The organism is Streptomyces sp. HSS9-12 (assembly GCF_054963655.1).
The window spans coordinates 1-14,641 of the sequence record NZ_JBUEGC010000084.1; the positions used below are offsets into that span (position 1 = coordinate 1).

The 14,641-nt window shown below is 72.4% G+C and carries 9 protein-coding genes and 1 pseudogene; 9 read left to right on the forward strand and 1 reads right to left on the reverse strand.

The genetic code is table 11. The annotated features are described in order from the left end of the window. The first annotated feature begins 161 nt into the window (after positions 1–161). From ACY34J_RS27980 to ACY34J_RS28000, 5 genes and pseudogenes are all read left to right on the forward strand, one after another. A complete protein-coding gene (locus ACY34J_RS27980) occupies positions 162–554 on the forward strand; it encodes a cupin domain-containing protein (RefSeq protein ID WP_462729430.1) in 393 nt (130 codons plus the stop codon). A 423-nt stretch (positions 555–977) separates the two neighbouring features. Then, entirely contained in the window at positions 978–2,336 is a 1,359-nt protein-coding gene (locus tag ACY34J_RS27985) for an aminotransferase class III-fold pyridoxal phosphate-dependent enzyme (protein WP_462729431.1), read from the forward strand. Positions 2,337–2,795: 459 nt separating this feature from the next. Then, the gene (locus tag ACY34J_RS27990; RefSeq protein WP_462729432.1) at positions 2,796–3,548 is read left to right on the forward strand and encodes a GntR family transcriptional regulator; all 753 of its coding nucleotides are present in this window, start codon (positions 2,796–2,798) and stop codon (positions 3,546–3,548) included. 277 nt (positions 3,549–3,825) lie between these two features. Further along, positions 3,826–6,461: pseudogene (locus ACY34J_RS27995) on the forward strand (glycosyltransferase). 127 nt (positions 6,462–6,588) lie between these two features. Continuing rightward, positions 6,589–7,239: a hypothetical protein gene (locus ACY34J_RS28000; RefSeq protein WP_462729433.1), complete on the forward strand. Its 651-nt coding sequence runs from the start codon at positions 6,589–6,591 to the stop codon at positions 7,237–7,239. 11 nt (positions 7,240–7,250) lie between these two features. Here the strand turns inward: ACY34J_RS28000 and ACY34J_RS28005 are convergent, their stop codons facing one another. Continuing rightward, positions 7,251–7,988, reverse strand: coding sequence for an SLATT domain-containing protein (locus tag ACY34J_RS28005; RefSeq protein ID WP_462729434.1), 738 nt, complete (start codon positions 7,986–7,988; stop codon positions 7,251–7,253). A gap of 429 nt (positions 7,989–8,417) precedes the next feature. Between ACY34J_RS28005 and purD the strand changes: the two genes are divergently transcribed. From purD to ACY34J_RS28025, 4 genes are all read left to right on the forward strand, one after another. After that, complete coding sequence (gene purD / locus ACY34J_RS28010; RefSeq protein ID WP_462729435.1) at positions 8,418–9,680, forward strand: phosphoribosylamine--glycine ligase; 1,263 nt, start codon at positions 8,418–8,420, stop codon at positions 9,678–9,680. A 538-nt stretch (positions 9,681–10,218) separates the two neighbouring features. Continuing rightward, a complete protein-coding gene (locus ACY34J_RS28015) occupies positions 10,219–11,973 on the forward strand; it encodes a M48 family metalloprotease (protein ID WP_462729436.1) in 1,755 nt (584 codons plus the stop codon). Positions 11,974–12,146: 173 nt separating this feature from the next. Beyond that, a complete protein-coding gene (locus tag ACY34J_RS28020) occupies positions 12,147–13,643 on the forward strand; it encodes a N,N-dimethylformamidase beta subunit family domain-containing protein (protein ID WP_462729437.1) in 1,497 nt (498 codons plus the stop codon). Between the two features lie 101 nt (positions 13,644–13,744). After that, positions 13,745–14,641, forward strand: an 897-nt coding sequence (locus ACY34J_RS28025; RefSeq protein WP_462729438.1) for a phosphoribosylaminoimidazolesuccinocarboxamide synthase, incomplete at its 3' end; no start/stop codon positions are given.

A 14,641-nucleotide genomic window follows, 5' to 3' on the forward strand; every position in this document is an offset into this window, starting at 1 on the left:
TGGCTGGGGGCGCCCTCCATGACCGGCAACTGCCTGACCAAATGCATGCTTTCGGTCAAGCATTTTGAGTGGTGGTAGGGGGGAGACCGCAACGGCTGTGGACAGCCGCCGGCCCATGCTGAGACGGTCTGTCAACTCGACTGGCTGCTACGGTCCCGTCCATGACCGGCACGGTGTATGTGGGCAACGGAGGCCAGGACGCGGCCCTGGACCGCGGATGGCTGCTCGGCCACTTCAAGGACATCGGCGATCCTCGGCACAGCGATGCCGTCGAGATCAAGTGGGGCGTCCACCCGCGTGGCGACAGGCGTGCACAGTGGGTGAAGGGCGAGGAGCGCACGGCGCTGCAGGTCCTGATCAGCGGACGCTTCCGCGTCGAGTTCCCCGACCGCAGTGTGACGCTGGCAGAGCAAGGCGACTACGTCGTGTGGGGCAAGGGCGTGGACCACTCCTGGTATGCCGAGGAGGAGTCTGTCGTCCTCACCGTCCGCTGGCCCTCCGTACCGGGGTACCGCGTAGACGCCCCAGCCGGCGACACCCGCGCGGACGCCTGACCCACGCTGAAGGCAGGTCCCGGTCCGCTGGCCAGGCGGCCGCAACCGCGTCGAGCGCCTGGAGCGGCGGCGAGGGCGCGGCGGGGGCGGTGGAGGAGCACACCGCGCCGGCACCCCCGCTTCCGAGTAGGAGCGGGTGGTGGTCACCGTCTGACCCTTCGGTTGGCCGGGGGCAGGGGTGGGGCCTGGGGCCGGAGCGGGCGCTGTACCCGACAGGGTGCCGGGCCGTATGGCCGAAGCCGCACTGATTGGCCGGGGGCGAGCGGGTGGTGGTCACCGTCTGACCCTTCGGTTGGCCCGGGGGCAGGGGTGGGGCCTGGGGCCGGAGCGGGCGCTGTACCCGACAGGGTGCCGGGCCGCGTGGCCGAAGCCATACAGGTTGGCGGTGTCAGCGGGCCTCCGGCATTCCATACTCTGGCCCGCATGACCCCTCAGCACGTTGATCCCCAGGTCGGGAAGGCTGTCAAGGCGACCGACCGCGCACACGTCTTCCACTCCTGGTCGGCACAGGGGCTCATAGACCCCTTGGCTGTCGCCGGCGCCGAAGGTTCGTACTTCTGGGACTACGACGGCAACCGCTACCTCGACTTCTCCTCCCAACTGGTCAATACCAACATCGGGCACCAGCACCCGAAGGTCGTGGCCGCGATCCAGGAGCAGGCCGCGAAGTTGTGTACGATCGCGCCCGGCTTCGCAGTGGACGTACGGTCCGAGGCCGCGCGCCTGATCGCCGAGCGCACTCCCGGCGACCTCGACAAGATCTTCTTCACCAACGGTGGCGCGGAGGCCGTGGAGAACGCGGTCCGTATGGCCCGCCTGCACACCGGCCGTCCGAAGGTGCTGTCCGCCTACCGCTCGTACCACGGCGCCACCGCCGCCGCGATCAACCTGACCGGCGACCCGCGCCGCTGGCCGTCGGACACGGGCGCGGCGGGAGTCGTGCACTTCTGGGGCCCGTTCCTGTACCGCTCGCCGTTCCACGCCACCACCGAGGCCGAGGAGTGCGAGCGTGCCCTGCGGCACCTCGAGGACACCATCGCCTTCGAGGGCCCGCAGACCATCGCCGCGGTCATCCTGGAGACGATCCCGGGTACCGCCGGGATCATGGTCCCGCCGGCCGGCTACCTGGCCGGGGTCCGCGAGATCTGCGACCGCTATGGCATCGTCTTCATCCTGGACGAGGTGATGGCGGGCTTCGGCCGTACGGGCCGGTGGTTCACCGCCGAACACTTCGGCGTCACGCCGGACCTGCTGACGTTCGCCAAGGGGGTCAACTCCGGCTACGTTCCGCTGGGCGGCGTCGCGATCTCCGCCGAGATCGCGGCGACCTTCGACCAGCGGCCGTACCCGGGCGGCCTGACCTACTCCGGCCACCCGCTGGCCTGCGCCTCCGCGGTCGCGACGATCAACGCGATGGCGGAGGAGCGGATCGTGGAGAACGCCGCGGAGATCGGCGAGAAGATCCTCGCTCCGGGCCTGCGGGAGCTCGCGGAGCGGCACCCGTCGGTCGGCGAGGTACGGGGCCTGGGCGTCTTCTGGGCGCTGGACCTGGTGCGGAACAAGGAGACGCGCGAGCCGCTGGTGCCGTACAACGCCTCGGGCGCGGCGAACGCTCCGATGGCCGAGTTCGCGGCGGCCTGCAAGCGCGGCGGGCTGTGGCCGTTCGTGAACATGAACCGTACGCATGTGGTGCCAGCGTGCACGATCACGGAATCCGAGGCCAAGGAGGGTCTGGCGATCCTCGACGAGGCGCTCTCCGCGGCGGACGCCCACACGGTGTGAGACGCGAGGGCCCGGGGTCGGTGGGGATCCCCATACCGAAAGCTAGGCACGGGTGGGGGTTCTGGACGTAAAAGCTCCCCCAGCTGCCTCCCCCTGGGGCACTCCCCCAGCTGCCTCCCCCCTGGGGCACTCCCCCAGCTACCGCCGGGGTTACCCCAACCCGGGCCGCCAGGCCCAGGGGGACTACCTCTGGGGGCGCCCCCAGGAGGTGCCCCAGGGGCCGCCGGCCTGAGGATGCGCAGTCCAGGACCCCCACCCCGGAGACCCCGGTCCGACCCGACCGCCGGGCCGGCCGCACCGCTGGGCCCGGGCGCCGCTACCCGGGCCTGGCCGACTGGCCACACGGCCGCCCGGCCACACGGCCGGGGCGCTCCACCGTGTCGCTCGCCGCAGCCGTCACCGCATATGGTGACCCGCGGGCCGCCCCCCACCCCGTGGCCCGCGGAAGGAGAGCCCAGCATGCCCGCCAGCGGCAGCGGTACTGGCACCGGCACGCCCCGTACCCGCGCCGTCACCCGTAACACCCTGCGCCAGCAGATCGCCGACGCCCTGCGCGACGAAGTGCTGGCCGGCCGTCTCACCGCAGGCCGCCATGTCACCGTCAAGGAGATCGCCGAGCAGTACGGCGTCTCCGCCACCCCCGTGCGCGAGGCTCTCGTCGACCTCTCCGCCCAGGGGCTCATCGACATGGAGCACCACCGCGGCTTCCAGGTGCACCAGTTCACGCCCGACGACTTCCGCGGCATGATCGAGGCCCGCAGCCTCATCGTCGACGGCATCTTCCGCTGCGCGACCGAACGCCAGCTGGTCGACCTGACCCCCGAGACCCTGACCTCCGTACGCCGCCGGGCCGAGGAGGCCGAGCGGGCCTCCCGGGCCGGGGACCTGGACATCCTCATCGGCTACGACCTGCGCTTCTGGCGGGAGCTCGGCAGCCTCGTCGGCAATCCGTACATCTCGGACCTGCTGCACCGGGTGCGCGTGCAGTGCTGGGCCTTCGTCGTGCCGTATCTGCGCCGGGAGCGGGATCTCAAGGGGCGCCTGTGGTGTGGCCACAACGCGCTCGTCGACGCCGTCGACCGCCGTGACGCCGAGGCCGCACGGGAGATCATCAACGCCTACAACGACCATGCCCTCGCCCTGCTCGACCGGGTGTCGCGCGCGAACGCGGGCGGTGACCGCCCTTCCGCAAGGGCGAAAACTCCCACCTGATCCGGTACAACCAGCGATCCCCCGACACCGTCTTGCCAATGCCGCGGGCAGTTCGCCGGTGCCGAAAGGGTGCCGAAAGGTGCCGAAAGGACGAGCGGGGGCCGGGTTTGAGAGCCAGGCCCGAACGGCTGTCGGCAGGGCCGGTACGGTACGGACACGGTCGACCGACCAGCGACCGCTCCGGGGTGGGACCCGGTGACAGAAGGGGGTAGGCATGGACGCCGTGCACCGGGCGGCGGCGCTGCCCGCACCCCGGTCGGGGGCAGCCTCGCCGGGAATCGGGGGAGGGGCCCCGTCAGCGGCTGTCCCCGTCATCGACCTCTCGGTCGTCATCCCCGCGTACAACGAGGAGCACCGGCTGCGCCGCGGTGTGGACGAGGTCTGCCGCTACCTGCGCGACGGCACCACCCGGGACTGGGAGGTGATCGTCGTCGACGACGGCTCGACGGACCGCACCGCGGCCATCGCCGCCGCCGCAGCCGCCGACGAGCCCCGCATCCGGCTGCTGCGCGCACCGGTCAACCGTGGCAAGGGACACGCCGTACGGATCGGCATACGGCAGTCCCGCGGCCGCCGGGTTCTCTTCTGCGACGCCGACGCCGCGACGCCCATCGAGGAACTGGCGCTGCTGCACGAGCGCCTGGACCAGGGCTACGCGGTCGCGATCGGCTCGCGCGCTCAGCCCGAGTCGCGGATCGAGGCCCGCCAGCATGTGCTGCGCGAGGTGCTGGGCAAGGCGGGCAACCGGCTCATCCGGGCCCTGGCCGTACCGGGGGTCCGCGACACCCAGTGCGGGTTCAAACTCTTCGACGGGGACAAGGCGCGCAGGGCGTTCGCCCGGGCCCGTACGGACGGCTGGGGGTTCGATGTCGAGATACTGCGGATCTTCCACGCCAACCGCTGGCCGATAGCCGAGGTGCCGGTGCGCTGGTCGCACCAGCCGGGGTCGAAGGTCGGGCCGCTGGACTACGCGAAGGTGCTCGCCGAGGTCCTCAAGGTCCGCCTGCACGGTGAGGTCGCGAGGGAAGAGCAGTGACGGAGACGACCGAGACGTCGGAGGCAACGGACCGTACGCCGACGCCGGAGGACAGGGACGAGAGGGGCGGCACGGGCAATACGGCCGACGCGTCCGCGGCTGAGCGTACGGGAAGAGCCCCGCGCCGCCGGATACGGCCGGCCGCCCTCGCCGTACCCACCGGCTATCTGCTGGCCTCACTCCTGCTCTACGTCCACCTGTGGGCCGACCTCGACCGGCGCTATCTCGTGGACAGCATGCGCGACCAGAACCAGTGGGAGTGGTTCTTCGCGGTTACCGCGCACAACGTCTTCAGCCTCGACAACCCGCTGTTCACGACCCTGCAGAACTTCCCGCTCGGCGTGAACCTGATGGCGAACACCGTCATGCTCGGGCTGTCCGTCCCGCTCGCGCCCGTCACCGCGCTCTTCGGTGCGACCACGACCTGGGCCGTCGCCCTGACCGGGGGCCTGGCGGCGACCGCCACCGCCTGGTACTGGCTCATCCGCAAGTACCTCACGCGCATCCGCGCGGCGGCCTTCCTCGGCGGCGCCTTCAGCACCTTCGCCCCGCCGATGATCTCCCACGCCAATGCGCACCCCAACCTCGTCGCACTGTTCGCGATCCCGCTGATCGTCGACCGCCTGCTGCGGCTGTGCGGCCGAGGAAGGCGGGTCGTACGCGACGGCCTGGTCCTCGGCCTGCTGCTGACCTGGCAGATCTTCCTCGGCGAGGAGGCGCTGCTGCTCGCCGCGACGGGGATGGTGTTCTTCGCGCTGGCCTACGCCTGCATGCGGCGCGATGTGGCCCGCGCCGCCGTACTGCCGCTGCTGGGCGGCTGTACGGTCGCCGCGGTCGTCTGCCTGCCGCTGGTCGCCTATCCGCTGTACTGGCAGTTCTTCGGCGACCAGAGCTACCGGAGCATCCTGCACGGCCCGACCGGCAACCCTCCGCTCGCCCTCCTCGAGTTCTCCGGGCGCGCCCTGGCGGGGGACAAGGCCACCGCCGAATCGCTCTCCCTCAACCCGACCGAGCAGAACGCCTTTTACGGTTGGCCGCTGATGTCGCTCCTGCTCGGTATCGCGGTCGTGCTGTGGGACCGGGCGGTCGTACGGGCCTTGGCCTGGACCGCTCTTGTGGCCGCCCTGCTGTCGCTCGGCGCCCAGGTGCCGCTGCCGTGGACAGACGACACGGCCCTGGGACCCTGGTGGATTTTCGACAGGCTGCCGCTGTTCGAGTCGGTCATCGAGTCGCGCTTCGCGATGGTGTGCGCGCCCTGCATCGGCATGCTGCTGGCGCTGGCGTGGACGGCGGTGGCGGACACCGCCAGGGCCGAACGAGCGACGGGAGCGGGCGACGACCGGGACCGCCGCAACCGGGCCCTGGTCATCCGGGCGGCCGGAAGCCTGGCGCTCGGCGCGGCCCTGCTGCCGATCGTGCCGAAGCCCATGGAGACCGTGGACCGGCCGGCCGTACCCGCGTTGGTCGCGGACGGCGCGTGGCGCTCGTACGTCAGACCCGGCCAGTCGCTGGTGCCCGTACCGCTGCCCTCCCCGGGCGAGGCGACCGCGCTGAAGTGGCAGATCGACGCGGACTTCGGCTTCCCCATGCCCGGCGGCTACTTCAACGGTCCGTACGGGCCCGACCGGATCGGTATCTACGGCGCCGTCCCGCGCCCCACCAGCGACCTCCTGCGCAATGTCCGCTATACCGGCCAGATTCCGCAGATCGGGCCCGCCCAGCAGCGCGCCGCCCGCGCGGACCTGGCCTACTGGCGGGCGGGCGCCCTGGTGCTGGCGCCACAGCCGAACGACCAGGCGCTGCGGATCACCCTGGAGCGCCTGCTCGGCCGCCCGGGCGAACGAGTGGGTGACTCCTGGGTATGGGATGTGGGATGAAGCCCGCTGATGTGCCGCGCAGCGCAGACGGCCCCTGAGCACGCTGCTTCGCGGAGCGTGCCCCGGGCACTACGCTGTCCCGGCCACCGCACCAATTGCCCGCCCCTCCGACAGAGAGCGAGACCTCGTGGCGTGTGACCTGTGGCTGGTCCCCCTCGTCGACGTGTTGTGCCACAGCCCCGACAACCCCTTCGCCGAAGAGATCGCGGCCTACGACAAGGCGCTGACCGAAGCGGGCCTGCCGCCCGTGCCCGTCTACGGCTATATGCCGGGACTGTCGGGGGACGTCGCTCCGGTGGCGGGCTTCGACTACGACGCACTGCACTTCCTGCGCCGCGCCTACCTTCTGCAGCTCTGCGGGCTGGCCGTGACCCCGGTGGACGAACTCGGCGGTGACTACGAGCAGTTGCTGGAGATGTTCGAGGGCAGTGCGCAGCAGTCGCACCTGGTCTGGCACTACGACCACGCCGGGGCGTACGTGCCCGTCGACTTCGTCTGCCCGCTGTCGAACGAGGAACTGCTGGCGGGCGGCGGCCCGTTGGGCTCCAGCCAGGGACTGCTGCGCGAACTGGAGTACGTCGGACCGGCGATCGGCATCGACCCGGCCAACCCGCCTCCGGCGCCGGCCCCTCCGGTCCGTCCCACGTCGCTGGAGGAGCCCGCGGCCATGGCGCCGTACGACGACAGCCCGTACGCGCGCGAGCGGCACGTCTGGCTGGGGTTGCACGCGGCGGTGACCCGCAGTCTGGGGCAGGGATCGATGATCGTCTTCAGCTGACGTGCCGTGCCCTACCGCGGTGACTCCGGAGGGCGCTGCCGCGGCATGCTTGGCCGCGCGCCGGGCGGCAGCGGGGCGCGGCTCGGTGGCTGCCCGTTGCTGTCGGCCCGCGCCACCCCCCACAGCCCCAGCGACTGGGTGAGCAGCGGCGCCGACCCCGACCGGAACTCCACCATCCAGCCCGCGGTCTCCGACCGTACGAGCTCCGAGACGTCCTCGGAGAAACGCCGCAGCACCGTGAGGCACCGCTCCGCGGCTTCGCTCGCGGTGCCCTCGGTCGGCCCGAGGACCTCGCGGACGCACTCCGACGCCCAGTCGAACTGCAGCGCCTCCAGCCGCCGCTGCACCGCCTGGGCGGTCGCCATATCCCGCATCCAGCCTGAGGTCAGGCCGAAGAACCGGTCGCAGCCCAGACATGCCGCCGCGGCCAGCAAGGCCAGGTAGCCCCAGGGCACGCCGTCCTGGAGCACCGTGGCGAGGTCCAGCAGCGGCAGCGCGACGGCCACCGTCGCCGAGAGGGCCGCGCCCAGGCGCAGCGACCGTGCCCCGTACCGCTTCCATCGCCGGCCGGCGAGGTACCAGTCGATGGTGCACAGCGCGCGGTTCTCGACCCACCGGTACAGCTCATCCAGGCGCACCGCGGGCTCTGCCCAGTCGCCGGGCGGGAACGGCCGGCCGAGCAGGTCGCCTTGCCTGGTCCCGCCCTCCTTCCGAGAGGGCCTCTCGGGCTGCATCTCCGGCTGGCTCACCCGTGCGCTCCCTCTGCGAATGGCGATGCGGTACCGGCCGTGTACGGGTGTACGGGCCGCCGCGCGTGACCCACGGCACGGTCTGCGTCCTGCCCTGCCGGCTGTGACCCGCGGTACAGAACCTGACCACCGATGCGCGGCCCCCCTTCCTACCCCCGAACGGCTGGCCTTGACCTTAAGATCGGGGTTTTTCCGCCCGGAAGTGGTGCGTGATCCGATATAGGAGCGAGCGGACTCTCACCCGAAAGAGTGGGCCGGCGTCCTTCTGCCTCCTGGTGTCGGCCCTTGGGGGTGGCCGGGTGGGTGGCCCGACGCCCGCCACAGGGGCAGCCGTGGGGCCGCGGGGCACCCCCTCGTCGGCGCTTCGTACAAGCCGCCGGGACCCCCGGCATGTGGGAACCGCCAGGGCAGGGCATTAGGCTGCTCGGCGTGAAGGTCCTCGTCATCGGCAGCGGCGCCCGCGAACACGCCCTGTGCCGCGCTCTCTCCCTCGACCCCGACGTCACCGAGCTGCACTGCGCCCCCGGCAACGCCGGCATCGCCGAGGTGGCCGAGCTGCACCCGGTGGACGCGCTCGACGGCGCGGCCGTCGCCGACCTGGCCGCGTCGCTCGGCGCCGGCCTCGTGGTCGTCGGCCCCGAGGCGCCGCTCGTCGCCGGCGTGGCCGACGCGGTGCGCGACCGGGGCATCCCCGTCTTCGGGCCGTCTGCGCAGGCGGCGCAGCTGGAGGGTTCCAAGGCCTTCGCCAAGGAGGTCATGGCGGAGGCCGGCGTTCCGACGGCCCGCTCGTACGTCTGCACCACCGCTGAGGAGGTCGAGGAGGCCCTGGACGCCTTCGGCGCCCCGTACGTGGTCAAGGACGACGGTCTGGCCGCGGGCAAGGGGGTTGTCGTCACGGACGACCTCGAGGCGGCCCGCGCCCACGCCCTCGCGTGTGAGCGGGTGGTGATCGAGGAGTTCCTCGACGGGCCCGAGGTCTCCCTTTTCGCCGTCACCGACGGCGAGACGGTCGTGCCGCTCCAGCCCGCCCAGGACTTCAAGCGCGCCCTGGACGCCGACCAGGGGCCGAACACGGGCGGCATGGGCGCGTACTCCCCGCTCCCGTGGGCCGACCCGAAGCTGGTCGACGAGGTGCTGGAGACCGTCCTGCAGCCGACGGTGGACGAGCTGCGCCGGCGTGGGACGCCGTTCTCCGGGCTGCTGTACGCGGGGCTGGCGATCACCTCGCGAGGCGTGCGGGTGATCGAGTTCAACGCGCGCTTCGGGGACCCGGAGACGCAGGTCGTCCTGGCCCGCCTCAAGACGCCGCTGTCGGGGCTGCTGTACGCGGCGGCCACGGGGACGCTGGCCTCGTTCGCGCCGCTGCGCTGGAGCGACGGCGCGGCGGTGACGGTGGTGATCGCCTCACAGAACTACCCGGGCACGCCGCGCACCGGCGACCCGGTCGACGGCCTCGCGGACGTCGCGGAACAGGACGTCCCGCATGCGTATGTGCTGCACGCGGGTACGAAGCGGGACGGCGACGGGCGCACGGTCAGCGCGGGCGGCCGGGTGCTGTCGGTGACGGCGACCGGCGAGGACCTCGCGCAGGCCCGCGAGCGCGCCTACCGTGCGGTCTCGCGCATCCACCTCCCGGGCTCCCACCACCGCACGGACATCGCGGCCAAGGCAGCCCAAACCACCCCGGCCTAACCCCGGGCCCGTACCTCGTCGAGCGGCCTGCCACCGCGGCCGGCTCGCGGCGCCGAAGGCCGCCAAGCGGTGTTTTCCCGCCCACCTGCCCCAAAAAGTCGGGGGAGGGTGGGCGGGAAAACCCGGCGCGAAGCACCGGGCGCGAGGCCTGGGGCCGCCCCGGCAAGAACCCCCTGGTGAGGAGCGGCTCGTCACGGCCGCACCCGCGGCCGACCACCCCCCGCCCCCGCCGGACGGCGAAAATCGCCCCCCAAAGCCAAGCGCAGCGGAACCGGCTTTGACCAAAGCCATTCCATCGAGTGAGCGCTTCGTCATCCGGCTGACGCACGCCGACCCCGCAACTAGGGTGCCGCTCAAGCGAAGCGGCACCCGCATCCGGCAACTGGCCCACCGGCATTGCGATGTCGGTGCCCAGTGCGACAGTGGGGGCATGGGCAAGCGGCAACAGGCAGTGGCGATGAGGGGGTGACCTTCGACCGTGGTCGAACCGGCCGGTGCGGAGCCAGGCACGCACTTTGCGCGTTCCAGGGCGCTCGCGGTGCTGCGTGTCCGCAGTGCCGCGCTGACGGTTGCCCTGCTGCCCGCGGCCGTCGCCGTGGTGCTGGTCGTGGCCGCCGCCACAGGCAAGGTCGGCGGCGCGGGCTGGTCCGCGGTGAGCTGGGCGTCCGTCGTCATCGCCACGGTCGTGCTGCTGCTGGCAGCCGTCGTGACCGGCGTCGTCGTACGGGCCAAGCCCGCCGTGAGCCCGACCGTCGGGATCCCCGAGGGGGCGGCCCCCGACCTCTATCGCCTCGTCCGTGACCTCGCGGACCGCCTCGACGTCCCCGCGCCGTCGGCCATAGCGCTCACGCCGGACTGCGACAGCTGGCTCGAGGACCGTGCGCATCCGGCGGTCCGGACCGGCCGCCACGGCCGCCCCTGGCCCCTGGCCGTCAGCTCCACACCACCCGTCCTGGTCATCGGGTCGCCGTTCCTGTGGTGGATGCGAGTGGCCGAACTGCGCGCCGTGCTCGCACCGGTCGTGGCCGGTACGGGCCCCTCCGCGCACCCGGACATAGCGGCGGCCCGCCGGTTCGTACGCGGGCTGGACGCGGCCGTGGCGGTCGCCGCCCGCCACCGTTCGGTCGCCTTCGTCGGCTGGACGGCCCGGCTGCTGCTGCGGAGCTGCCGCGACCATGTCGCGGAGATGGAGCGGGGTGTCGCCGCCGCCGCGTCGGCCCGGGCCCAGGCGGTGGACTACGGGCTGCGGATCGTCGCCCAGGAGCAGGTCGGCCTCGCCTACGCGGGCTGGGACCGGCTGCTGACCCGGGTGGCGCTGCCCGCCTGGCGGATGGGCCGCTGGCCGTCCCGGCTCGACGCCGGGGTGGTCTCCGCGCTGACCGAACTCTCCCGGCGCGACCGGCTCGCGGAGGGCTTCGCCACCCGGCTGGGGGAGCGGCCCGCCTGCGACCTTCTGGAGGAGCCGGGGGTGGTGGACGAGGCGGCGTCGCTGCTCGCGGCCCGGCTGTTCCACGGCGGTCCGGCGCACGCGGGCCCGCACTGGTCACCGGTCGACTGGGACACCTACCCGGAAGAGGTCGTCGACCGGAAGTGGCGTCTGGAGGCCGCCCGGCTCCACCGGGTGCTGGACGAGCTCACGCCCCCAGGAGGCCCCCCGGGTCGCCCACCGGAAGGCACCCCCGGAGCCACTCCATCAGTCCCCGAGATGTCCCCTGAGCGCCGCCAGGCCGCCGCGGCGCTGCCTGGTCCCACCCTGGCCCGCGTCGTGGACCGGCTGTCTGCCGAGGGCGGCATCGGCCTGGGGGAGGAGCTGGCGGCCCGGCTCAGCCAGGAACTGGCGCGCGAGGAGGAGGCGCAGCGGCAGGCGGCCCGTACCGCCGCGGCGCGCCCCGAGAGCTGTACAGCCGCGCCCGGCGAGGCCCCCGCGCCCGGCGGGGCCCCCGCGCCCGATGAGGCTCCGGGGCCCGGCCCGTGCCCGGATGCGCTGGCGGGCGGCACCGGCGGGTGGGGCGACACCGGCATACCGCTCTTCCCGCTGCAGGCGCCCCGCACGGGGCGGGAGCTCCTCGCCGACCACATCACGGCGATGGTCTGCTGCACGGCCGTCGACACGGCGGGCGCCAGACCTGGCCTGGACTGGCTGGACGGCCCGGTACTGCTGCTCGGCGGCAAGCGCGGTGCTGACCTCGGTGTCCCCGTGCTCAGCCTGGTCGAGGACAGCGACCCGGCACCGCTGCGCACATGGCTCACCGCGGCGGGCGTCCGCCCCGAAAAGCCGGTGCGCCTGGTCTAGGACGGTCTAGGACCTCGTCTCCACGGCGCACTATCGCCATGTTTGCGCCATAAATTCGCCATTCCACAGCCGTCGACCTCCCATGAATCAGCACGAATAGTTACCAATGCAGTGCGTTCTGTGATGTGCTGGGGATAGTTCAGGGGAGCAGCTGGGTCCGGGAGGGATTGTTCGTGGGCAGTACGGACAAGATCCGCCGCTGGGAGTCGGGGGCGCTGGCGCACGCGGTCACCGACCCTTTCGGGCAGGGGCCACTGCCGTGGCTCCGCGGCAGCGAGAACTACTTCGACGACACCGGCCACGTCGTGCCCTGGTACGTGGACCCGGCGGTCGCCCACGCCGAGCCGGGCATTCCCACGTCCCGCCGCGGCTCCGCCCGCCCCGGCCCCCGCACCGCCGACGACGTGGGGCGCCAGATCAAGGGCTTCTCGTCCGGCGGAGCCGTAGCCCCCGGCGAGGCCATCGACTTCCACATCACCGTGGACCCGCCCCAGCAGTTCGGCGTCGACATCTACCGCATCGGCCACTACGGCGGCGACGGCGCCGCCAAGATCACCACCAGCCCGCGGCTGTCCGGCATCGTCCAGCCGGCCCCGCTCACCGCCGGGAGAACCGTTTCCTGCCACCACTGGTGGCTGTCCTGGCGCCTCCAGGTCCCCAGCTACTGGAACAGCGGGGCGTACGTCGCCGTCCTCACCACCGCCGACGGCTACCGAAGCCACATCCCCTTCACCGTCCGCGACAACCACCCCGCCGACCTGCTGCTCCTGCTCCCCGATGTCACGTGGCAGGCGTACAACCTCTATCCGGAGGACGGCCATACCGGCGCCAGCCTCTACCACGCCTGGGACGAGCACGGACGGCTCCTCGGCGAGGAGGACGCGGCTGTCACCGTCTCCTGCGACCGCCCCTACGCCGGCGCGGGCCTGCCCCTGCACGTGGGCCACGCGTACGACTTCATCCGCTGGGCCGAGCGCTACGGCTACGACGTCGCCTACGCCGACACCCGCGATCTGCACGCCGGGCGCGTCGACCCGACCCGCTACCGCGGACTGGTCTTCCCCGGCCACGACGAGTACTGGTCCGTGCCCATGCGCCGCACCGTCGAGACGGCCCGCGACAGCGGGACCTCGCTGGTCTTCCTCTCCTCGAACACCATGTACTGGCAGGTCGAGCTGAAGCCCGCCCCGTCCGGCGTTCCCGACCGCCTGCTGAGCTGCCGCAAGCGGCGTGGCCCCGGCCGCCCGGCGTTGTGGCGCGAGATCGACCGCCCCGAGCAGCTGCTGCTGGGCATCCAGTACGCGGGCCGGGTCCCCGAACCGCACCCGATGGTGGTGCGCAACGCCGACCACTGGCTGTGGGACGCGACCGGCGCGGGCGAGGGCGAGGAGCTGCCCGGCCTGGTCGCGGGCGATGCCGACCGGTACTTCCCGCGGACGGCCCTGCCCGAACACACCCGGCGCATCCTGCTCGCCCACTCCCCGTACGAGGACGCCGAAGGGAATCTGCGCCACCAGGAGACCTCGCTCTACCGGGCGCCCAGCGGAGCACTCGTCTTCGCCGCCGGCACCTTCGCCTGGTCCCCCGCCCTGGACCGCCCCGGCCATATCGACCCACGCGTCCAGCGCGCCACCGCCAACCTCCTCGACCGCATCTGCAAACGGGACTGACAGCACCGGGCCCCGGGCATACGCGTACCGACCCTCGATGGGACGGACGGGCAGCCGTACGGAAGAATCGGGGTGCTTGGAATAATCCACCAGGAGGCAGCGTGTCCGGATTCGTCGAGAAGCCCGAGCCCGTGCAGGTGCCGGGCCTTGTGCATCTGCACACCGGCAAGGTGCGTGACCTCTATCAGAACGCCGCCGGGGACCTGGTGATGGTCGCCAGCGACCGCATCTCCGCGTACGACTGGGTGCTGCCCACCGAGATCCCGGGCAAGGGCAGGATCCTCACTCAGCTCTCGCTGTGGTGGTTCGACCAGCTCGCCGATCTGATCCCCAACCATGTGCTGAGCACGGATGTCCCCGAGGGCGCCCCCGCCGACTGGGCCGGGCGCACTCTGGTCTGCGAGTCGCTGCGGATGGTCCCCGTCGAGTGCGTGGCCCGCGGCTACCTCACCGGCTCCGGCCTCGCCGAGTACCAGGAGAGCCGCACGGTCTGCGGCCTGGCCCTGCCCGAAGGCCTCGTCGACGGATCCGAGCTGCCCGCCCCGATCTTCACCCCCGCGACGAAGGCCGCGGTCGGCGACCATGACGAGAACGTCTCGTACGAGGAGGTCGCCCGCCAGGTCGGCGCCGACACCGCGGCGCAGCTGCGCCAGATCACCCTCGCCGTCTACGGCCGGGCCCGCGACATCGCCCGCGACCGCGGGATCATCCTCGCCGACACGAAGTTCGAGTTCGGCTTCGACGGCGAGCAGTTGGTGATCGCGGACGAGGTGCTGACCCCGGACTCGTCCCGCTTCTGGCCCGCGGACCTGTGGGAGCCGGGCCGTGCGCAGCCGTCCTTCGACAAGCAGTTCGTCCGCGACTGGCTGTCGTCCCCGGCATCCGGCTGGGACCGCAAGAGCGAACAGCCCCCGCCGGCGCTCCCCGAGGAGATCGTCGACCAGACGCGCGCCAAGTACGTCGAGGCGTACGAGCGCCTGACCGGCACGGCCTGGTCC